We start from the raw sequence: 21062 nt of genomic DNA, 5'->3' as shown, positions 1-21062 counted from the left end.
CAAATGACCTCCTGTAAATTAACCAACTTATTGATCAATACCCGGGGTTTTGTATAAGATTTGGGTTAGCCGCCACTTGTTGGTTGGGAATAGGGAATAAGAGGTTTTGGGATCATCGGTTGCTTTTTCCTGCCAGGGCTGCAGGTATTTACCAAAGCGGATAAGATCGTTTCTTCTCATTCCTTCCCAATAGAATTCGCGGCCTCTTTCATCCAGGAGTTGATCCAGGGTAACTGCACCAAGGGCTGTGATACCTCTTTTTGTTCGCACCTGGTTAACGATGGGTAAGGCAGCAGCAGCGCCATTATTTCTCAGGAGGGCTTCAGCCTTCATGAGTAATACATCGGCATACCGGTAATAAACATAGTCGTTGTTGGAATTATCGCCCGAATTATAATCAATGGGGTATTTGATAACACGGATACCTGTTACTTCCAGGTTGGTGCCGATCTCAATGGCTTTTACTTCGGGTGTAAAGGCCAGGGGCCGGCCGCCTCTGTCTTTAAGGGCTACGCCATTCTGATCAAATTGCTGGCCTACCAGGAACCCAGGCTTGATGCCCGAGATATTGGTAGTACCGGGATAGCTTTGGCTTCTGCGCAGATCCACAGCATCAAACTTATTATAAAAATCAGAAAGGGTGGTAAACCCATTCCAACCGCTGGGGTTGTTGTTGTAGTGCAGGGTGCAGAACCAGCGAGAACGTACGTTACCACTGGAAGAACCGCCAATATTTTCGGCTGTAAAGATGTTCTCTGTAGAGATAGCATCATTATTGGGGGCAAAATTATCAAAATAATTATTGGCCAGGGTGTACTTTCCACTTCCTATTAGCTGATCGGCCAGGGTTACAACCTGGGCCATATCGGCCGCTGGAAAGGTGGGTGTGGCGCGATTGGCAATAACGCCTTTATTCAAATAGCATTTCATGAGGAATACCCTGGCTGCGTCTTTATTGGCCCTATTGACAGGACTTGCCGGCAAGTCGGGAATAATGGCATTAACTTCCGAAATGATATAATCCAGGGCCTCGGTACCTTTCCTTACTTTGGGAGCTTCCAGGATACTTCCACCGGGCTCCCGATAGGGCACCTGATCCCAACCATCGAGCAAGGAAAACATGGCAAAGGCTCTTAGGAAACGGGCTTCGGCTTTTTGTTGGGCAGTGGGCGAATAGCGCAGGAGGTCTGTTGCGGCATAGATCACACCACCGAGGTCTTCAAATGTTTGGCGAAGAAATAAATGGTCACCATCCCATTTATGCACGTGTAAGGTTCTCCATACCCCATTATCGTCCCAGTCGCCCCCTCTTGTAGGCCCGATGCATTCATCGGTGGTATGTTCCTGTGCAGCCCAGAAACGGCTTTGGTCCTGGTAGGGGCTGCGCATAGCATCGTACAGGCCTCTTACGAGGGCAGCAGTATTGGCTGAACCACCACCAACGGCCGAGCCCGGCACTTCTCCATTCAGTTTCTCTTCCAGTTTGGTACAACCAACCATGATCAGTGGAAGCAACATGAAATATAGGAATCGTGTATGTTTCATAATGTTATTTTTTTCTATTGAAGTGAAAATCTTACGCCTACCTGAAATGAACGGGCAGAAGGATAAGGGGTGTATTCAATGGCAACAGAAGGAACACCATTTACCTGTTTATCGGTGTTCACCTCCGGATCGAATCCGGTAAAGTGTGTAAACACCAACAGGTTTTGACCGGATGCGAATACACTCAGATCCTTTAAAGATTTTCCAATATTGCCTATCTGATAAGAAACACTGGCATTGGCCAGTTTTACGTAGCTGCCATTTTCCATATACCTGGTAGAAGGGGTGATGGGGTTGGCGATTGCTTCTTTTACATCGCCCCCGATCAATGACCTGGCCACGTTACGGCCACCATTCAGGTTACCGATGGGTAGTACCGTATTGGCGGTATTATTGTATATGTCTACTCCCAATGACCCATTGAAATTAACTACTGCAAACAGTTTTTGTACTGTACAGAAGAGGTAATACCAATCACTGTTTTGGGATTTGGGTTGCCTACATAATACCTTTCATATCCCTCCTGTTCATAATCGGCGATACCTGTTGCTTTATTGATGCCCAGGTATTTCTTCAGGTAAAACACATTGATGGGTTGGTTATTGGCAATCAGCTGTACGGTAGCTCCTGATATACCCTGTCCATGGAGGGCGCCTGTTGGAATGGGTGTAGAAAGATCACGCACTTCATTTTTAAGGAAGGAAGCGATGATGCCAAAGTCCCAGCTAAGGTCTTTCTTTCTTATGATACTGGCATTGAGGGTAATTTCCAACCCTTTATTAATAATGTTTGAAGGAAGGTTGGCCCAGGTAGGGGGAGCGCCTGGGGCTACTGGCTGGGCCGATACCAGGGGTATAACAGGTCGGTTGTTTTCTTATTAAAGAAATCAATGGTACCCGTTATTTTATTATCCCAAATGCCAAAGTCCAGACCAATATTGGTTTGTTGATCGGCCTGCCATTTTAAGGCGGGATTGGGGCTATTGAGGGGCCTACTGCACCGGGGCCGGTAAAGGAATACCTGTCCTGGGCTGATCCTGCCGGCACATCCTGACTACCGGTTTTTCCCCAGCCTGCTCTCAGCTTCAGAAAGCTCACAAATTCAAGGTTCTTCATGAAGTCTTCGCGATCAACATTCCAGGCAGCCGAGAAAGAAGGGAAATAGCCATAGCGATTGTCTTTACCAAACTTGGTGGAACCATCGGCTCTGATGGTGGCAGTAAGCAGGTATTTTTCTTTGAGGTTCACGGTAGCTCTTGCAAAGTAAGATTGCAATTCGGTGGTGGGGTCGATAAATGAAAATACGCCCCTGGTATTCTGAGAGCTGAATTGGAAATAGTTATAATAGGGAATACCAAAATTACCAAAGTCGCTTGCGTTCATGCCATTCCCTTTATTGTCGAAACGGAGGTATTCATATCCGACCAGGGCATTCAGGTTGACAGCGGGGGATAGCTTTTTGTTATAGGTCAACGTATTGGTCCACTGCTTGGTGATCAGCTCATTGTTTGCCGTAAAGGCAACACCCCGGTCAACAATGTTCTCCAGGTTGATAAAGGAAGCAATCTGCCCTTTCCGGACACCTGTACTGTAATTAATGCTGAACAGCATCCTGTATTCGAGGTCCTTGGTGATCTTAAAGTAAGGGGTGATACTACCTAATATGGTGGTCACTTTTGAATTGTCGTTATAGGCTTCAGACATAGCCAGGGGTTCACGGTAGTTGAGCCTCTGAGAATATTCAGTGAATCTTCGCCATTGGCTTTTTTATCATCAGGGGCATGGTAGGATTCCATTGTAAGGCCTGGCCGATGATACTACCTGTAAATCCTGCATCGGTCGATACGGGGGCAATCTCTTCAATGGTTTGGGAGGCGATGAGGTTATAATCAATACCCAGGCTTTTATTCTGTAGAAACTTAAAGAATCCGGCTATATTGGTGGAGTATTTTTTAAAGCCTGATTTGCGAACGATCCCATCCTGGTTGAGGTATCCTGCAGAAATACGAAATCTTGAGTTTTCAGTACCGCCGCTGATGCCAATATCATAATTCTGTGTCCAGGCAGTACGCAGGATAGCATCCATGGCATTTACACTGCCGCCGAAATCGCCCGAGGTAAGACCATAATCAGTCAGTGCTTTCCGATACTCACTGGCATCGAGCACTTTCAGTTGTTTAATGATCTTACTGAAGCCTACATAGTTATTAAAATCGATCCTGGGGGCGCCCAGTGTACCTCTTTTGGTATTAATGATCACCACGCCATAGGCTGCTCTGGAGCCATAAATAGCGGTGGCGGATGCATCTTTTAATACGTCGATAGAGGCAATATCATTGGGGTTCATAAAGTTCAGGGATTAGCCCCAGGTGAGGTACCAATGCCTGCGCCAGAGCCTCCGGGGCGGGCAGAACGACCGTCGAGGGGGATGCCATCAACTACAAAGAGTGGATTGCTGCCTGCCCGGATGGTAGAGTTACCACGGATCTTGATGGTAGTACCGCCGCCAGGCTGGCCGCTGTTGTTGAGTATCTGCACACCCGCCACTTTACCCTGTATCAACTGGTCGGGAGAGGTTTGCATACCCTGATTAAAATCTTTGGCTTTCACAGAGGCCACGGCACCTGTAAGGTCTTTTTACGAACAGTGCCATAACCACTACCACGATCTCGTTCAAATCGGAGTTGTTTGGAACGAGTGTAACGTTGGCGACATTACTTCCTGCAATGTTTACCTCCTGTACAGTGTATCCTACAGAGGAAATCACCAATATGCTGATATTATCAGGCACATTGAGCCGGAAGGTTCCGTCGGCGCTGGTAGAAGTGCCTTTGGCAGACCCCTTTGGGAACTACAGAAGCCCCAACAACTGGTGAACCATCTTTTGAATCGGAAATCTTTCCTGTAATAATCTTTTCCTGTGCGAGACTGGCGGTGCTTAAACAGAACGCCAGCAATAGCATAGCAGATGCTGCGAACAATCGTCTTGATGTCATAGCAATCAGTTAGGTAGTTATAAAATGGCGGAATAAAACGTGTAGCTTATACACAATATAACCTATTTGCTTATCATGTCAAAAAAAATAACACTTATTTTGCATCCAAAATATTGCAATCAGGATACAAACCCCATATGTTTAGTCACGATAAGAATAAGAGAATCAATTTAATGGAAAGTTATTCAGGCAATTTGCCTGTAGAATGAGTGTCAGGAATACAAAGAAAAAAGGGTAAAAAAGATCGCGGATAGTTGATAGGGCTAGCATAAGATAACCTTTTCACATGCGCCTGAACATGCGAAAAGGTGTGCGAATGGTGATACCGGAATGATTACTATTAATGTACGGCTTCTTCCAACTTTACTTTACCGTTAGAAAAGCGGGCGGCATTAAAGCGATACAACTTGCCGGGCCTGTGGGGTACATCCTGCTCCAGTTCATTTACATCGATGAGCCAATCCATCAGGAAGAATTTCTTCCGGAAGTTGCGGCGGTCGAGCTTGGTGCCCAGGATGGACTCATACAAGCTTTGGAGCTCACGCAGGGAGAATTTCTCGGGCAATAGGTTAAATACAATGGGATGTTCGTCGATCTTGGATTGCAGTTGTTTTAAACAGGTATCCAATATCTTCTTGTGGTCAAAAGCCAGCGTAGTTATTTCACTTACAGGATGCCAATGCAACTCATTATGCGCCAGGTCGAGCTGGTGGTCTTTCACATTGATGAGTGAATACCAGGCAGTAGTAATTACCCTGCCGGCAGGGTGACGGTTTACATCACCAAAAGTATATACCTGTTCCAGGTACACATCATCCAGGCCGGTACGCTCTTTCAGTACGCGATAAGAGGCACTATCGAGGTTTTCATCGGGACTCACCAGGTCACCCAATAAAGACCACTGATCGTTGAATTCTTCCAGGTCGGATTTAATGAGCAGTACTTTCAACTCATTTTCATCAAATCCAAAGATCACGCAGTCTACAGAAAGGGCTATTTGAAAATATTCCCTGTTCTCCGACCGTAGCTGTTGAATGGTTTTCTGTAATGCGGTTCCCATAATATTGCAATTATACTGGTAAAGGCTTAATTAATAATTAGTTTCCTGGTTATACTGTTATTGCCATACTGCATCCGGATAAAATACAGTCCGGGTACTGGTTTATTCCGTCCTAATCTATACAAAGGTAACTGATGCACCCCTTTGATTTTAAAGCCCGCTTGTAGTTGGGAGATCTGTTGACCGTTCAAGTTCAGTAAGGATAACGTTACCCCGGTATTAAGCGGTAGTTCATATTCAATGGTAGAGTTCGATGTGACAGGGTTGGGATAGATACTTAACCTGGTATTCTTACCTTGGTTGTCCAGGTCGGTAACAGGTGTAAGAATATTTGTTATGTTTCGATTCAAATATACGTGATACTCCCCGGGTTGCAAGGAAATGGTTTGCGAATTACCAGTGGCAGTAATGGTTTGACCGGTAAGGTAATCATACCAGGTGCCGGCATGCTGGAATACGACCGACCCGGAAAGGGCAGCAACATCAAAGTTTCCAACGACGAGTATATTAGACGTATCGGTAGTCAACTTCAACCATTTGAAACCTCCGGAAAGATCCCAGGTAATGCGGTCGGTAACAAACCCATTCTTATATGCGGGGTGATTACGAAGGGCCAGCATGACGCTGTAAATATCATACAGTTTCTTTCTGTCAGCATTGAGCCGGTAATCCCATTTAAGCGGCTTGGGATCAGTACGGCATGAATTATTGATGGTACCGTTTTCACAATAGTTGATAGAGTAGTCATAGCCCAGCTCACCAAATTGCCAGATCATTTTAGGACCAGGAATGGTCAGGTAAAAAGCAGCAGCCATTTCATTGCGGCGCAGGCCCGTAACCAGGTCTTTTACATTATAGCTGCCAGCTGCATTACCAAACTGGGCGTTCTTGTATTGGAGCCTTTCTTCATCATGGCTCTCCATATAAGCTACCAGGTTGGGCTGGCTCCAACCTCTTTCTACATGGATGGCCCCTTTAAAGTCGGAGCCACTGGTATATCCCATGGTAGCTTCGTTGAAAGCATGGTTCATATTGCCCCACAGCATCATGCCATAGGCAGCCAATTCTTTCTCTTCGTCATTCACCCCCAGGTGCTCCAGTATTACATAGCTGCCATTGGATTTTAGTTGAAGGGTATCATAATATTTCTTCCAGATGGCAATACGACTGGCATCATAGGCGTCCCAGTTGGCCTGGTTGCAATTATTGCCATCGGGATCGCAGGAGGCTTTCTGGGTAAATCCTTTGGAAAGGTCAAAGCGGAAACCATCGAGCTTGTATTCTTTTAACCAGAACTCCACCACCCGGCTAACGAAGTATTGGGTGGCCGGGCTTTCATGGTTAAAGTCGTATCCTACATTAAAAGGGTGTTTGGCAGCGGTATTGAACCAGGGACTTTCGGTAGCAGGCCGGTTGTTGGCCGCATCAAAATACAATTGCACCATGGGCGACTGGCCAAAGGAATGATTAAGCACCATATCCATGATCACAGCCATGCCTTGTTTATGGCATTCGTCGATCAGGGCTTTGAGATCATTCTCCGGTCCATAATATTTATCAGGTGCAAAGTAAAAAGAGGTATTGTAACCCCAACTGATATTGCCTTCAAACTCATTAAATGGCATGAGCTCAATGGCATTAATGCCGAGGCGCTTGAGGTAGCTTAAAGTGTCTTTCAATGTTTTCCAATCGTGGTTGCCCACAAAATCGCGCAGCAATAATTCATATACAAGGAGATTGCGCTTATCAGGCCGATTGAAAGTATTTATCTGCCAGGTATAGCCTGGTTTAGCTGTTTGTAATATGCTTACGATACCGGTGGTTTTACCGGTAGGATATAGCTTGAGGTTGGGATAGGTGGCGGCGGTAATAAACTGGTCATTGGCTGGGTCCAATACTTTTTGGGTATAGGCATCGGCTATCTTCAGGGTATTGTTGACCACAAATTGATACGCATATTCGGTACCGGGCGTAAGGCCTGTAATGCGTTTCCAATAGCGCAGGCCATCGGGCGTTTTATTGCATTGGTAGTTTACCGACTCGGTCCAGTTATTAAAATCGCCAATGATAGATACTTTGTTTTTATTGGGGGCATAGAGAACCAGGATGGCGGATGTATCTCCGGGTTCATAGTTGATGCCATCGCGTACGCCTGCCGGGAGGGGTAGTATATTGACCGCAGGGGCTGCAAAGAAATTAATGGTATCAGAATGGGTGGAAATGCCATCTGTTACCCTGCCTACTATTTGTTGGTTGCCGGCCGTTGTAATGGTGGGTGAGGCCTGTATCGTGGTATTTCCGGTAATATTAGTGATCTCGGTGCCATTGAAAAACAGTTGCAGGTTGCCCGTATTGTTCGACAGGTAGGTGAGGTCAATGGATTCGCCGGTTGTTTTGGTGATGGGTTCGGGAATAGGTATAAACCGGGGATCCATCGGAGGGGCCGTAAACTTGCCGGTAAGGGCATTGTTGTACACGGCGATGTACATATTGCCCATATCTACACCGGGATCGGCAATACGCTGTACGAGGGAACCTGCGCCATTTCTGAAAAGGATGGCCACCCTGCGAATGGTTTCGCCAACTGGCACATTGAAGAAAGTGCGGATATTGGCAATGGTGTACTGGTATTTGTTGGCAGCAATCCAGGTGGCTTTGGCAGCAGCATCGGTACTGGCCCAGGCAAATTTGGAGTATTTCCAGTCGGCATTGTTACTGCTAAGGTTGGTGATCACGCCAATATGCACATATACATCGTTGGTATTGGCATAATTCAATAATCCCTGGTTGCCCTTGGTACAATCTACCGTAATGGTAAGGGCGGCATTATCGGCAGGGAATGCAGGGGTGGTAGTGAGTAACTGGGCGGTGGCTGTTGTGAAGCCTAGCACAGCGCACAATATGGTAAGTACAAGTGACTTCATCAGCAATCGTTTAAACCAGCGAGGTGGGTTGGTAAGGAGAGCCGCCCTGCTTTGCTGTAAGAGCCTGCGCAGCAGGGCGCCCCACCTTAATGATCTTATTGTTTCACAAAAGTTACTGTAGCATTTTGCTCATCGAGGGTGATGAGGTAGCTGCCAGTTAGGACAGGTGTTTTGAAATTATCGCCGCCTTCATATTTGATCTTTCCATTGCCGGCATCTTCATAATCAAAGGCGCCCCAATCATTTCCCGATAGGAATTTGATCTCTTTATTAGCGCCGGCCACCAGGTCGAGGGTGATCTGCCATTTGCCATTGCCCAGGTAGGTCATTTGGGGTGAACCGCCGGGATTCCATTCGGGGTATGCTGCCATACCATTACCTACTACCCGCATTTCGGTAGCAGGTGATAAGTTATAAGTCAGGTTCTTCACATCGCTGCCATCAAAGATGGTACGTACACGGCCGGTAGTGCCTGTCCATTTCACATTTTTGGCACTACCACCATCAACGATCAATTTAGTACCTCCTTCTGTTTCGGGACCGAACCACCTGCTTTTGTTATTGGCGCCATTATCCCATTCAAAACCATCATGGAACTTGAATTCGTCGTTAGTCGTCATATCCTGCAGCACCAGCATTTTATTGGGTGCGATATTACCCATGCGTATGTTGGAGCCAGGGCTCCATCCCTGGAAGGCTCCTACCAGCCCCAATGCGCCGATACCACCAGTGCCAGCTGTTTGCACATAATATTTTTATTGGCGTAATCGAAGGTTACGCGGTATATACCGGCGGTAGCAACAGGAATATTGTTTTCATTGTTGTCGGTAATGGTACCGGCTGCTCCGGCAGGGTCCTGCCCCCAATCAATAATACCAGGTGCAGGAGGCCATTGTTGACCATTTACAAATTTGAACTCACCGGCAGAAAGGGTGATATAGGTAAAGAAGGTGCCGGGGAAACGTGGATCGGGAATAAGACGAGAGGCATTCTCGATGGTCCAACCAGCGGGGGTAGCGCTACCCACCACAAAAACCTTTATCTCGCGCAGAATAACTACCTGGTTCACGTAATCGGCATATTGGGTCCAGGTACCGGAAACTGCTGCCACCGTCCACAACAGGTCAACCGGCAATTCGGTATTGGTAAATCCTTTTTTTGGTCAATGAATCGCTGATGGCTTTGTACACAATAGAGGCCAGGGAATCGCTACCGCTATTATCGGCATTCACGGCAAATAAGGGATTGGTCCAATCCACCGGACGCACATTACCTTTATCATCGAGTTTCCTTTCGGCAAACAATACTTTGTATTTCATAGCGCTGCCACCAGCAGCAGGTATGGACTTTGTCCAGTTGAATTTCATAGCCTGGGTAGTGCTATTGGGATCAATGGCCTGAACGGTACCACTGGAAGCCGGGCCCAGTAGGATGAATGTGGTGGCGCCATCTTTCATACGGGTAATGGTGATGTTCCTGGTGTCGGAGGACAGTAATTGAAATGATCCATTGTCCGCCTTCACACTCCATATCAGTTCGGATTTAACGCCATCGGCAATTCCCTTTGCTTTTAAAGCATCATCCAATTGTTTATGGGTAAGGGTTAATTTGGTATCCTTACCACTATTATCGCTAGCAATTTCCAACAAGGGTGCATCCAAGTTACCTGTACCGCGTAAGGCAGCTACCCATTTATAGGTAGGTACTTTATCGACACCTGGTTTTGAAGCTGTCCAGCTTATTTCCACTTTGGAGGTGGGCGTAGCAGCATTCAGTGCAATGATTGTATTGGCAAGGGGTGTATTCAGGGTAAAGGTGTTCAGTCCCTCACCGGTGACTGTGCTGTCAAAGTCTGCTTTCTGACAGCCCGCAAAGATCATGGCTGTTAGCACAGTTAGCATTAATATCTTTTTCATAAGCAACATCATTATTAATGTTTAGCAGGAGTTTATTTCATTTCGGCTAAAATCACTTCGGCAACAGCCGTTGTAACAGCCACCGGTTGGTTATTCACATCACGTACGGTTCCATTGAACTTATAGGTAAAGCGGGTAAACTTCTTTCCTGCGCCTGGGGTATAAGAACGGGTAGGCACAAAAATGCCCGCCACATTTGGCCGCTGGTATTGTTCAATGACAGAGTAAGGGGCTGACCGGCGGATGCTCCTGTATTGTCAAATACTTCTACCGTAGCCGATACGGGTGTCATACGCTGCTCATTGATGCTGGTAGCCAGGTCCTGGTGGAAATAAAGAGAGATAACATCGTTTTGTCCTACACGCGCTGGGAAAATACGCATCATGCTGGGGGTAAACACCAGGGGATCGAACTTAATGGTATTGGTATTGTTCGATTGCTTACCTCCGTCTTTTGTTTTTACCAGGAATTGAAAGTGTTTCAACTGACCAGGGGTAAGGTTAAAGATGAGGGTGCCTTTCAGTTTAAAGGTAAACTTGTTGGGAGAACCAGCTACCGGTGTAAACCTGGCTGCATCAGGTGAATTGGTCCACGCGGTATTGACGATGCTGTTGACGGCTGCAACTCCAGGCTCTTCGTTGGCCCAAGTCCAGATATAAACATCTGTTGCCCCCGCTACATTGGTGCCTGTAACATCTACCGTAATGGTTATTTCATCTTCGGCAGTAAACACCAGAGGGTTCACTGTAAAACCCTTGAATGGGTCCTGAGCACTTGCAAGGTGGCTAAGCAGCACAAAACACAAGCAGGCTATGATTACTTTTTTCATTGATTTTCTTTTAAGGAGGTTAGCGGGAAAATTCATAATTATACACGATGAGCAAGGTATTGGTTGCTGCATCGGTCCGGGTAACCTTTACTTTTAGCTTGTTGTTGACGGCATTGACATAAGCGCCCAGGGTCATGGTTTCTGTCACCGTACCATTTTTCAGTGAAATGGTTTGCGGGGTTTTTGCATTGTCCACGGTCCAGGTACCTGATGTAATAGTAGTAATAGGAGGTGCAGAACCATTGTTGATGGTGAAGGTGCCAGGCGCGCCATTGCTAAGGTTGAAGGTGAGTTGCAAGGTGGAATAGCTAAAAGAGAAGTGATATCCTCCACTGCATAGGGGAATCCCTTGCGTTGTGACTCGGCATCTGTTTGCGTAACCTTGATCAACTTCCAGGTGCCCGCCAGCGGAGTAATATTATCATTAGCATCACCAACAGGTTCAAAACCATCTGGGCGGCAGCCAGTGAATGTGAGACCTGTAATGAGTAGGATGGCCAGAAAATATATTGACTTCATAGTACTTAGTTAAATGGGTTTATTAATCGCAGCCGCCTTCCGGATTCATGGGGAAGGATGCATTGGCAGCTTGTTCACTGATCGGGAATTGTAATGCCAGTCCGGGGCAGTTCCAACGGGCGCCCCGGCGATCAATGTTCAGACCGGTACGGGCGCCTATGCGTTTGATTTCCTGTATGCGGTTGCCTTCTCCTACCAGCTCCAGCTCACGTTCACGGCGAGCGGTTTCGATCACGGTTGCGGCAGGGGTGGCGGGTAACAGGGGAGCTTTGGTACCGCCATAGGCCCGGTCTCTTAGTTCGTTGATATCCGCAATGGCAACACCCAGGTTGCTTCCTCCGGTTTCGGCCCCTGCTTCTGCGCGGATGAGCTTGATCTCTGTAAAGCCCATTAACACCACATCAAAATTGTTCTTATTGTATTTGGTCAGCACATTGAAGCCGGGCCTTAGGGTATTGCTGTACCAGGCGGCAGCGCGCACATCACCCGCTGTGGTGGCTGCCGAATAATATGTATTGGTCATGTAGAACTGGCCCTGGGGACTAAAGTTGACATCTGTACGGTACCGGCTCCTTAATTCACCGCCGGGCTCCAGGCTACCGACCACATTCTTAAAGCCAAAAACGATTTCCTTGAAAGACCTACAGAAAAACGACTGGTGTATAAAGCATCCAATTGGAACTTATTGCTTTTAATTACCTGGTCGGCATAGGTAAAAGCATTGGCAAAATCATTCTGCTGGAAGTACACCCTTGCCAGGAATGCTTTGGCAGCCCATTTGTTGGCAAAACCAGTTGTTACTTCATCGCCCAACAGGCCTTCCGCCTTTTTAAGATCAGCAATGATGGATTCATAAGCTGCTTTCACGGTACTTCTCTGGCCGGCCTTTAATTCAGAGGAGAAACGCAATACAATGCCATTGTGGGAATTATCGGTTGTAAAACCCCAGGGCTGTGCCCATAAACGTACAGCATCAAAATGGCTCAAAGCCCGCAGGAAACAGGCCTGCCCTTCAATGACGTTTTTGTTTGCCGCAGCCTTGCCAAGGTTCTCCAATACTTTATTGCCTATATAGGCAGGGCGATACACATCGGTATACATGCCATTTTTATAGTCGCCAAATATGGAAGTTTTGCGTTTATATATCTCTCCATCGTCGCCGGTATACAAGGTACCAATGGCCTGATCACCCAACAGGTCTTGTATCCACTGCATTTTACCATTGTATACTTTATTGATGTAGTCGGAATAAGCGCCGTTGACTAAAGCCTGGAGGTCGGCTTCTGTTTTTATGACATCCTCTTCCGGCAATTGATTAACGGGCTTTTTATCCAGGAATTTTTCACAGGAGGGTGTGCCCAGAGCAATGCTCCCTGCGAATATGATATATAGGATCTTTTTCATTGTTACGTGCGTTTAGTTGTTTAGAAAGTAACATTTAACCCAATTACCCATGACTTCTGCTGAGGAGGCGTGAGGTAAGTAACATTGGGGCTCATGTTACGGTCTGTTACACTTTCAAAATCGCGGGCAATTTCAGGATCGCCGCCGGGATACTTGGTAAAGGTGAGCAGGTTCATACCGGTAATAAACAGGCGGGCTCCCTTCACATGCAGTTTTGAAAGCATGGGGCCTGCAAAACGATAGCCTACAGACAATTCACGTAAACGCAGGTAAGAGGCATCATACAGGAATATGGTACTGTTGTATTGCCATTCGCTGCTCAAGCCTGCATAGGTACCTGTATTCATAGTGAGGCGGGGAAATTTGGCTACATCGCCCTGCTCTCTCCAGCGGTCCAGCAGATCCCGGCGCATTACCCAATCGGTCACAACACCAGCCTGTCTTTTGGCAGAACCATCGTAAATATTACCGCCAATGGTGAAGGTCCACAAGCTGGAAAACTCAAATCCTTTATAGCTCAGGTTATGATTCACACCACCAATCCAATCGGGCAGTACGGTACCCACCGGTACGCGGTGATCAAGACTAAAGGTCTTGGTCAGTTTACCGGCCTTATCGTACCAGATAGGTAATCCATCGTTGGGATCCACACCATAGTAACGAACGAGGTAGTTGGTACCTACGGGGTAACCAATGATGGCACGGGTATCGTTGGTACCACCTCCAGCCGCATCGGCACTTAAACCACCCAGGCTAACCAGTTCATTGTAGTTCTTGGCAATATTACCGCCCAGCGAGAATTTGAGCTCCCTGTCGTCAATCACTTTTACATTCAGGCTTATTTCAACACCCTGGTTCAGGATCTCACTGCCATCAATATTGCGGAACTGCTTGCCAAAGCTCATAGAAGGAGCAATAGCTGGCTCCAGGAGCAGGTCTTTTGTGCGCTTGTTATAATAAGCAACTTCACCGGTTACGCGGTTGTTCCAGGCGGCAAATTCGATGGCGAGGTCCAGGTTGGTCGTTTCTTCCCAATGCAGGTTAGAGTCGCCCAGGTTGCCGGGGTAAATGGTTTTGAGGCCATTGTACAGGTTGTTGCCAACAGAAAAAGTAGCATAATATTGAGCAGCAGGAATATTTGAGTTACCTGTTAAACCGTAACTGGCGCGCAGTTTCAGGAAATTGATGAATTTGAAATCTTTCATGAAATCTTCCTGACTAATGGTCCAGCCAGCAGATACAGTGGGGAATACACCATATTTTTATTGGGACCGAATTTGGAAGAACCATCACGACGGACAGATGCCTGTAAAGCATATCGCTCTTTATAGATATAATTCACACGGCCAAATACGCTGGCAAAGGTTTCCGGCGCACCGGAAGCCGTGGTCAATGGTACACCCAGGTCTTTTAAAGAATCAAGGGCGTGCTTATATAAAGACCTGTTCTTATAGAATGGTTTATCGGAGAACTTCTCTACATAAACCCTGTTCTCAAATTTCTTTTCCTGGAATTCCACACCAGCCAGGAAGTTGAAGCGGTGATCATCTTTATAGGTCCAGTTATAAGTAGCCGTAGCAGAAGCCACCCAGTTCTTACCGCGATAGGGCGAACGTTTGGCAACACCTGGCACATCTGTTCTGCCTATCCAGTTGGCCGATTCCCACTGATCATCTATGCCGCTCAGGTAATCGTAAGATCCATTGACACGAACATTGAGGTTTTGATCACTTCATAATCAAGCATCAGTCCACCAATGAGGCGATGGTCGGTATTACGCCAGGTGGTTTCATTCAACCGGCGCACAGGATTGGCGCCACCGGTAAACCAGGTTTTATCATCGTTATAAACAGGATAGATGGGCAGGGCAGTACTCATGGCATCGCCCAGACCACCAGCCCATGCGGCAGGTACACGTTTATTGATACCACGATTGTATGCAGCGCTTAGGGTAGCTTTGAATTTGGGGGTAATGGTAAAATCAAAATTGGTGCGCAGGCCGAGGCGGGTATAACTATTGTTCTTGAGATAACTTTGGTTTTCGGCATAGGTAGCGCCCACAAAACTTTTCACCAGTTTATTACCCTGTGTCATGCTCAGGCTATGTTCATTGATGAAGCCAGTACGCGTAAGCTGATCCCACCAATCGGTATTGTTTTTTTGTGCCTGCTCCCAGGTAAGACCACCGGGGAGTGGGGCTTTACCGGTATTACCATCATTTTCCCAGGCTTCCTGGCGAAGCTGCAGCCATTCCTGGCCGCTGAGGAAATCGGGCTTATTGGCATAGGTGGAGATCCCTATTTTATTGTTGTAGTTGAAAGTAGGTGTACCATTTTTACCACGTTTGGTGGTAATGAGGATCACGCCATTGGAACCGCGACTACCATAAATACCGGCAGCAGCAGCATCTTTCAGTACTTCGATGGATTCAATATCGTTGGGGTTAATGGCGGCGAGGGATTCTGGTTCATACCACCACTGTTGCCGCGCAGAAAGGCATCTGCAATGATGGGAATACCATCAACCACATACAGGGGTCGGCGCCCGCGCTGATGGAAGCAATGCCGCGGATGCGGATCACAGAGCCCGAGCCGGCCAAACCGCTACCTTGTATCACCTGCACCCCGGGGGCTTTACCTTGCAAGGCGGCTTCAAAGCTGGGCGATGCAATGGAAGTGATCTTTTCGGCACTGACCTTGGTAATGGCGCCGGTTACATCGCGGCGACGCTGGGTGCCATAGCCAATTACGACCACCTCATTGAGGTTGGAAGCAGTAGCTTTCAGGGATACCAAAATAATATCACCTGCCACAGGAACTTCCTGTGATTCAAATCAACGCCGGAAATAGTTAAAGTGGTAGTGGCAGCGGGAACGGTGAGGGAAAAGCTGCCATCTGCTTTGGAAGAGGTTCCTACTTTTGAACCTTTTGCAGTGACCGAAGCTCCGGCAACCGGGGTGCCATTGCTGACATCGGTAATTTTACCGGCAACTGTTTTGCTTTGCGCCCATGAGAAAACGGGAAGACACAAGAGGAGAGTCAGGATCCCCACAAGCGATCGTTTCGGCATCATAAACAAGCTTTCGTTTAGGTGTAATAAATAATGTGTATCTGCTACACAAATATAATGTGTAATTCATACACAATTCCTAATAAATTTTAAGTCTGTGCCAGATTTTAATGCGACCGGTTGGAATTCAGGGATGGTTTGGTGGCCAGACAGACTGCCTGGTCACGATGGTGGTAAGGAGATGGAAAGGAAATAAGGCTGGAAGGTTTGACGTAAAGGTCTTGGAATTTCAGGAACTTGCACATTTTTATGGCATTTTTTTAGCATCTTCAATTATTATGATTTACAATTATTTACCCCTATTCACTTCCTACTCAGGCAATCGAGCAGCAACCCGTCTTTAACGATCTTTCCCGGCCAGGCCCACAGGGAACCACCTACGCTTGCACCTGTTTTAAAACCTACTTGAAATGGGCTGACCACGAAGTGCATAACCATCTTTTGAATGATGTGGGGGTGATGCAGCCGCCATAGGTTGGTCATGTCTTACAATAGCAACAATTCCAAGTTTTAAGTACAGGCTATACAAAACAAACAGTGAATAAACACAGGGTAAACTGGCTTCTGCCCCTCTTTTGTCCGAGTTTGGTCCCTGTTTGATCCGTCTTTGGTCCCTGTTTAACTCTATCAAAAAGGGGCCTTGATTGAAGGATAACAACCAGGATTCGCCAAAAAAGGGCAACCCTCCGGGGTTGCCCTGTCATGCCTTGCGGCTAATTTATTCGCCTTTCTTTTTCTTTTCATTGTACTGGGTTTCGGCTTCTTTGGCTTTTTCAAAGTCCAAAACCACGCCATTGATGCAATAACGTAGGCCTGTAGGAGGTGGCCCGTCCTCAAATACGTGACCCAGGTGGGCCTTACAGCGACCACATTCTACTTCGGTACGGTTCATACCATGGGAATGATCGGGCAGGTAAATGATGCTGGTTTTACTGATGGGGGCATAGAAACTGGGCCAGCCGCAGCCGCTTTCAAATTTGGTATCGCTTTTGAAAAGGGCATTGCCACAGGCGGCGCAATAATAGGTACCTACCTCTTTGGAATGCTCAAATGGGCTGGTGCCGGGACGTTCGGTGCCCTTCATACGGGCAATATAATAGATGTCATCGGGCAGTACTTTCTTCCATTCTTCGTTGGAGATATCCACTTTTGACGTGTCGGTCCGGGAATAAACGGGATTGGTACTGTCTTTTTTGATGTATTCATAACTGTTTTTTTCGGTTGGTTGGCAGATTGTGAATAGCTGCAATGCTGCAAAAAGGGTTGCCAGTGCGAGAAAGGACAGGTATTGGGTAAATCGTTTCATCAGCATGATTTATAACAAATTTACGTAGTAAGGGTTCGTCGGGGTTGTCGGTCAGGTGACAATGCTCACAACTTAACATTTTCTTTTCTACAAAGGAACTCCACCTTTTCCCACTATTTTTAATCAGAAACCGGGGAATGTTAAAGGATTTTTAAGGGTGTTCCTTTATATTTGTCCATTCATCAAGTGAAGTAGTATCATGTTTAACCTGATTTTATTTGGCCCACCCGGAAGCGGAAAGGGAACACAGTCTGAGAAGCTTATTGAGAAGTATGGCCTGATCCATCTTTCCACGGGCAATTTGCTGCGTGAAGAGATTGCTAATCAGACCAAACTGGGGTTGGAAGCAAAGAGTTTTATGGATAAGGGACAGCTGGTACCGGATGCCGTAGTAATTGGTATGATCGGTTCGGCCCTGGATGCCAATCCTCAGGCGAAGGGGTTTTTATTTGATGGTTTCCCCGTACGGTGGCCCAGGCAGAAGCGCTGGACAACCTGCTGACGGGAAAAGCTTCTGAAATTGCCATTGTGCTGGCCTTGAAGTAGACCGGGAAGAATTGGTAAAACGCCTGCTGAACCGTGGCAAAAGCTCTGGCCGCAGTGATGATACCAATGAGGATGTTATCCGCGCCCGCCAGTTTGAATATGAAAACAAAACAGCGCCGGTAGCAAGCTACTATGCCGGATTTGGCAAAGTAGTATATGTGAAAGGAGAAGGTACTATTGACGATATCTTCCATTCGCTGAGCAGGCAAATTGAATCACGCCAGTTGGCATAAAATCATTCTATAGGCAAGTGGCTAGTGGTGAGCAGCAAGAGATGCTCACTATTAGCCACTTCTCATTAAGGTATAGCAGTGTTGAAAATTGGTTATTGAGCATTGATCGGTGAACATGCGCAGCAGAAAATGATCAACGCTCAATGTTCAATGCGGCATTTTCAATGTTCCTCATCAGTATCTCCAGTTATTGATATCGGCATTGGCCGGGGCTCTTTTTCATTTCTTCGGCCCATTTGAGAATAAACATCTGGTGGTAACGCAGCCGGGAAATATAGTTGGGCTGGGTATGATCGCCATTCCAGCAATGTTCGGCCCGGTCGCCATAATCTACTTCTCCATCATAGGTTGGACTATCGAGGGCTTTCAACATGGCTTCTGTAAGGTATACGGCATTGTTGAGGTAGAAATTGTCCATATCGCCGCAATAGATATGGACCTTACCTTTAACTTGTTTCCAATCTTAGCCCAGTCTCTTTTCATAATATACGACAGGTCGTAGTGTTCTTTCCAGTAGGCCGCCACGGTACTGTCGATAACACCTGTCCGTTTATTCCAGATGGGTTTGGGGTAGCCATCGGCACCAACGGGTGAATAAACGGCTTCCCAGATATCAAATTGCTGGCCGCTGCGGCTTTTGGTGCCCAACACCAGTTCACGGTAATTGATCTCCTGCAAAGTGGCGCTTATATGCCCTAAATAATTGCGTGCTCCGGGACGTGGTGTTTTTTGAATTCGCTTTCCAGGAAATAAGCGTTCTTGTTTTTATACAGGTCTACTACCGTATAGGCCCTGAAATCAATGGGATCGGGGCAGGCGGCATAGCAACCATTGTATTGATCGGGATAGAATACCTGTGCCGCCAAGACTTCCCACCCGCCAGTGCTGCCGCCGTACATGAAACGGGCCCATCCCTGGCCAATGCCCCGGAAACGTTTTTCTATTTCGGGTATCAGTTCATAGGTAATGGCATCGCCATAAGGGCCCAGGTTGGCGCTATTGACGGCATAGGAATCATCGTAATAAGGATTGGCATGTTGTATCTCTATGGCAATAACGCGCGGAAAACGGGGACCTGTCCATTGCTTGTAAAAATTGTAAGCTTCCTGTTGTACGATCTTATTGTACCCGGTCAGGTTAAAACGTTCGATGAAATCGGGTTTGAGGGTTGAATCGGGTGGTATGGTACGAAAGCCATCAAAGTCGTCGGGGAAATGACCATGGTAGATGGCGAGGGGGTATTTCACGTCGGGATGTGTATCCCACCCTTCGGGCAAAGGATATGGGCGCCCAGGTACATGGGCCGGCCCCAGAATTCGGTCAGGAGCTTACTTTGTATCTTGATGTGTTTGATGTATTTGGTGTCTTCCGGTTCTTTAATGGGGGAATGGCCTCTGTTAATTCAATCCTGACCAGGTTGTTCAGGCGGGCATCAATATGTATTTTAACGGGTTTGGAATACAGGTTGCCGGGCGCCCGGTTCCATTGCTGGCCTTCTCCCTTGTCCATAGGCAGCTTTACGGTATGGCCATCTTTTCGGTGAAAGGTTTCATAACGATGCAGCAGGGCTTGTACATAATAATCACCGGCGGGCACTTCGGTCAGGCTTTGCAGGGGTAACCAAAAGCGGTGACCGGGATGGCTTTGGATTCACCGGCTTTCCAATTCTCCACATCGATACCAAATGCTAATTGGGATTGAGGGCCATCGACTATCTGAAATCGTGGTTCGGTGTGATTGTTTTTTGACAACAGGAGCAACAGGCGGCCATCCAATGGCTGATTACTGTGTTTAGCAGACCAGGTAATTGAAATGGGTTGTTGTGAAAAGCCGGCATAGGTAGCAGCAATAAGGAGGAAACTGGTAAACAGGTATCTCATAGCAGGTTTATTTTAGCAGGCTATAAGATAGCAAGAAAAACCAGAAGAAGGGTTATGTATTGCCCGTAAATTCATTAGCGCAGGCTGTCAGGTCTTTAACATAGCTTTTGTAAACGAGGAGGCCTATTTACCTTCTATTATAGTATAAAACAAAACGGAGGAAACAAGTTATGAAAAGAATCTTTACACTCGCCGCGATCCTGATTGGTTTTAGTGTTGCCTCATTTGCCGCTGATCGTCCAAAAAAAGGAAAAATATCAGTTACCAGCAATACATACGGTACGATCTTTATAAAGATCGATGGGCAACAATACAATATGGACCGAAATGATTTTGTACTGAACAGTATCAGACCAGGTAGTCACCGGGTAGAAATTTACCGGGTAGAACGGAGGGGTTTATTTGGTCGTGCAAGAACCAAGATGATCTACAATGACAATGTATTTGTAGCACCGGACCAACTGGTCAACCTGAATATAAATCGCAATGACTATGTAGTGGTAAGGAAATCGGGATTTGATCCTTATGGCCGTGATGATAAATGGGGACGTGACAGGGACAGGGATCAGGATTATGGCCGCCGGGATGATGACCGTGATCACAGGAACAAATGGTAAATGAACAGGTGATTGATAAATAAAGCCTTCCCATATCGGGGAGGCTTTTTGCATTATACCCAATTCCCTTAAAAACTCCTTTACTACCCTCCTTTTTGCAGGAAAACCCGTATCTATTCAGTGGGAAAGGAGCAGGGGCATTAATAACGGCGTATTTACAAGCTTTTTGCTCTTTTTCGGAAGGTTTATGAGTAAATTTATTGAACCATAGCAACCAAG

Annotated in this window: 30 protein-coding genes; 3 read left to right on the top strand and 27 right to left on the bottom strand. The window is 46.8% G+C overall.

From position 1 onward, the window contains the following. Window positions 1-27: 27 nt before the first annotated feature. From RS881_RS61475 to msrB, 22 genes are all read right to left on the bottom strand, one after another. Window positions 28-1545 (bottom strand): RagB/SusD family nutrient uptake outer membrane protein, encoded by a 1518-nt coding sequence (locus RS881_RS61475; protein ID WP_425476343.1) that lies wholly within the window; start codon window positions 1543-1545, stop codon window positions 28-30. Window positions 1546-1559: 14 nt separating this feature from the next. Beyond that, window positions 1560-1958 carry a hypothetical protein gene (locus RS881_RS02515; protein ID WP_315819646.1) on the bottom strand — a complete coding sequence of 133 codons (399 nt, stop codon included), beginning with the start codon at window positions 1956-1958 and terminating at the stop codon, window positions 1560-1562. Between the two features lie 17 nt (window positions 1959-1975). Next, window positions 1976-2317 carry a hypothetical protein gene (locus tag RS881_RS02510; protein ID WP_315819645.1) on the bottom strand — a complete coding sequence of 114 codons (342 nt, stop codon included), beginning with the start codon at window positions 2315-2317 and terminating at the stop codon, window positions 1976-1978. A 190-nt stretch (window positions 2318-2507) separates the two neighbouring features. Further along, window positions 2508-3248 carry a SusC/RagA family TonB-linked outer membrane protein gene (locus RS881_RS02505; protein WP_315819644.1) on the bottom strand — a complete coding sequence of 247 codons (741 nt, stop codon included), beginning with the start codon at window positions 3246-3248 and terminating at the stop codon, window positions 2508-2510. A 37-nt stretch (window positions 3249-3285) separates the two neighbouring features. Beyond that, on the bottom strand, window positions 3286-3891 hold the full coding sequence (locus RS881_RS02500) for a hypothetical protein (RefSeq protein ID WP_315819643.1): 606 nt from the start codon (window positions 3889-3891) through the stop codon (window positions 3286-3288). A gap of 5 nt (window positions 3892-3896) precedes the next feature. Then, window positions 3897-4163, bottom strand: a complete 267-nt coding sequence (locus RS881_RS02495; RefSeq protein ID WP_315819642.1) for a TonB-dependent receptor plug domain-containing protein — start codon at window positions 4161-4163, stop codon at window positions 3897-3899. After that, window positions 4135-4335 (bottom strand): hypothetical protein, encoded by a 201-nt coding sequence (locus RS881_RS02490; protein ID WP_315819641.1) that lies wholly within the window; start codon window positions 4333-4335, stop codon window positions 4135-4137. The genes RS881_RS02495 and RS881_RS02490 overlap by 29 nt, the downstream gene beginning before the upstream one ends. Before the next feature lie 545 nt (window positions 4336-4880). Then, window positions 4881-5600: an NUDIX hydrolase gene (locus tag RS881_RS02485; protein WP_315819640.1), complete on the bottom strand. Its 720-nt coding sequence runs from the start codon at window positions 5598-5600 to the stop codon at window positions 4881-4883. Between the two features lie 26 nt (window positions 5601-5626). Then, entirely contained in the window at window positions 5627-8524 is a 2898-nt protein-coding gene (locus RS881_RS02480; protein WP_315819639.1) for an alpha-amylase family glycosyl hydrolase, read from the bottom strand. Window positions 8525-8619: 95 nt separating this feature from the next. Beyond that, window positions 8620-9270, bottom strand: a complete 651-nt coding sequence (locus RS881_RS02475) for a cadherin repeat domain-containing protein (RefSeq protein ID WP_315819638.1) — start codon at window positions 9268-9270, stop codon at window positions 8620-8622. After that, complete coding sequence (locus tag RS881_RS02470) at window positions 9225-9659, bottom strand: SusF/SusE family carbohydrate-binding protein (RefSeq protein ID WP_315819637.1); 435 nt, start codon at window positions 9657-9659, stop codon at window positions 9225-9227. The genes RS881_RS02475 and RS881_RS02470 overlap by 46 nt, the downstream gene beginning before the upstream one ends. Then, the gene (locus tag RS881_RS02465; protein ID WP_315819636.1) at window positions 9649-10440 is read right to left on the bottom strand and encodes a SusE domain-containing protein; all 792 of its coding nucleotides are present in this window, start codon (window positions 10438-10440) and stop codon (window positions 9649-9651) included. Before RS881_RS02465 ends, RS881_RS02470 begins: the two co-directional genes overlap by 11 nt. Before the next feature lie 94 nt (window positions 10441-10534). Further along, on the bottom strand, window positions 10535-11269 hold the full coding sequence (locus tag RS881_RS02460) for a hypothetical protein (protein ID WP_315819635.1): 735 nt from the start codon (window positions 11267-11269) through the stop codon (window positions 10535-10537). A gap of 19 nt (window positions 11270-11288) precedes the next feature. Continuing rightward, the gene (locus RS881_RS02455) at window positions 11289-11567 is read right to left on the bottom strand and encodes a hypothetical protein (protein WP_315819634.1); all 279 of its coding nucleotides are present in this window, start codon (window positions 11565-11567) and stop codon (window positions 11289-11291) included. 243 nt (window positions 11568-11810) lie between these two features. Further along, window positions 11811-12395, bottom strand: a complete 585-nt coding sequence (locus RS881_RS02450; protein WP_315819633.1) for a RagB/SusD family nutrient uptake outer membrane protein — start codon at window positions 12393-12395, stop codon at window positions 11811-11813. After that, window positions 12362-13192, bottom strand: a complete 831-nt coding sequence (locus RS881_RS02445; protein ID WP_315819632.1) for a RagB/SusD family nutrient uptake outer membrane protein — start codon at window positions 13190-13192, stop codon at window positions 12362-12364. Before RS881_RS02445 ends, RS881_RS02450 begins: the two co-directional genes overlap by 34 nt. Before the next feature lie 20 nt (window positions 13193-13212). Beyond that, entirely contained in the window at window positions 13213-14397 is a 1185-nt protein-coding gene (locus tag RS881_RS02440) for a SusC/RagA family TonB-linked outer membrane protein (RefSeq protein WP_315819631.1), read from the bottom strand. Beyond that, window positions 14394-14825, bottom strand: a complete 432-nt coding sequence (locus RS881_RS02435) for a hypothetical protein (RefSeq protein WP_315819630.1) — start codon at window positions 14823-14825, stop codon at window positions 14394-14396. Before RS881_RS02435 ends, RS881_RS02440 begins: the two co-directional genes overlap by 4 nt. Before the next feature lie 50 nt (window positions 14826-14875). Continuing rightward, on the bottom strand, window positions 14876-15556 hold the full coding sequence (locus RS881_RS02430; protein WP_315819629.1) for a SusC/RagA family TonB-linked outer membrane protein: 681 nt from the start codon (window positions 15554-15556) through the stop codon (window positions 14876-14878). A 103-nt stretch (window positions 15557-15659) separates the two neighbouring features. Beyond that, on the bottom strand, window positions 15660-16004 hold the full coding sequence (locus tag RS881_RS02425; RefSeq protein ID WP_315819628.1) for a TonB-dependent receptor plug domain-containing protein: 345 nt from the start codon (window positions 16002-16004) through the stop codon (window positions 15660-15662). Then, complete coding sequence (locus RS881_RS02420; protein ID WP_315819627.1) at window positions 15974-16243, bottom strand: carboxypeptidase-like regulatory domain-containing protein; 270 nt, start codon at window positions 16241-16243, stop codon at window positions 15974-15976. The genes RS881_RS02425 and RS881_RS02420 overlap by 31 nt, the downstream gene beginning before the upstream one ends. A gap of 736 nt (window positions 16244-16979) precedes the next feature. Next, window positions 16980-17567, bottom strand: a complete 588-nt coding sequence (msrB, locus tag RS881_RS02415) for a peptide-methionine (R)-S-oxide reductase MsrB (RefSeq protein WP_315819626.1) — start codon at window positions 17565-17567, stop codon at window positions 16980-16982. Window positions 17568-17766: 199 nt separating this feature from the next. On the opposite strand from msrB, the gene RS881_RS02410 reads away from it, so the two are divergent. Continuing rightward, the gene (locus tag RS881_RS02410) at window positions 17767-18069 is read left to right on the top strand and encodes an adenylate kinase family protein (RefSeq protein WP_315819625.1); all 303 of its coding nucleotides are present in this window, start codon (window positions 17767-17769) and stop codon (window positions 18067-18069) included. A gap of 55 nt (window positions 18070-18124) precedes the next feature. After that, a complete protein-coding gene (locus RS881_RS02405; RefSeq protein ID WP_315819624.1) occupies window positions 18125-18346 on the top strand; it encodes a hypothetical protein in 222 nt (73 codons plus the stop codon). A gap of 187 nt (window positions 18347-18533) precedes the next feature. On the opposite strand, the gene RS881_RS02400 is transcribed toward RS881_RS02405, so the two are convergent. From RS881_RS02400 to RS881_RS02380, 5 genes are all read right to left on the bottom strand, one after another. Beyond that, a complete protein-coding gene (locus RS881_RS02400; protein ID WP_315819623.1) occupies window positions 18534-18719 on the bottom strand; it encodes a hypothetical protein in 186 nt (61 codons plus the stop codon). After that, window positions 18713-19024: a hypothetical protein gene (locus RS881_RS02395; RefSeq protein WP_315819622.1), complete on the bottom strand. Its 312-nt coding sequence runs from the start codon at window positions 19022-19024 to the stop codon at window positions 18713-18715. Before RS881_RS02395 ends, RS881_RS02400 begins: the two co-directional genes overlap by 7 nt. Window positions 19025-19041: 17 nt before the next feature. Then, a complete protein-coding gene (locus tag RS881_RS02390) occupies window positions 19042-19593 on the bottom strand; it encodes an alpha/beta hydrolase (RefSeq protein ID WP_315819621.1) in 552 nt (183 codons plus the stop codon). Window positions 19594-19666: 73 nt separating this feature from the next. Next, window positions 19667-19942, bottom strand: coding sequence for a hypothetical protein (locus RS881_RS02385; RefSeq protein WP_315819620.1), 276 nt, complete (start codon window positions 19940-19942; stop codon window positions 19667-19669). A gap of 5 nt (window positions 19943-19947) precedes the next feature. Continuing rightward, entirely contained in the window at window positions 19948-20226 is a 279-nt protein-coding gene (locus RS881_RS02380) for a hypothetical protein (protein WP_315819619.1), read from the bottom strand. A gap of 170 nt (window positions 20227-20396) precedes the next feature. Between RS881_RS02380 and RS881_RS02375 the strand changes: the two genes are divergently transcribed. Beyond that, a complete protein-coding gene (locus RS881_RS02375; protein WP_315819618.1) occupies window positions 20397-20843 on the top strand; it encodes a DUF8447 domain-containing protein in 447 nt (148 codons plus the stop codon). Window positions 20844-21062 lie beyond the last annotated feature (219 nt).

This window comes from Paraflavitalea speifideaquila (assembly GCF_032395985.1).
GTDB classification, from domain to species: domain Bacteria; phylum Bacteroidota; class Bacteroidia; order Chitinophagales; family Chitinophagaceae; genus Paraflavitalea; species Paraflavitalea speifideaquila.
The sequence above is the reverse complement of the archived record's forward strand: the minus strand, read 5'-3'. Positions and strand labels throughout refer to the sequence as shown.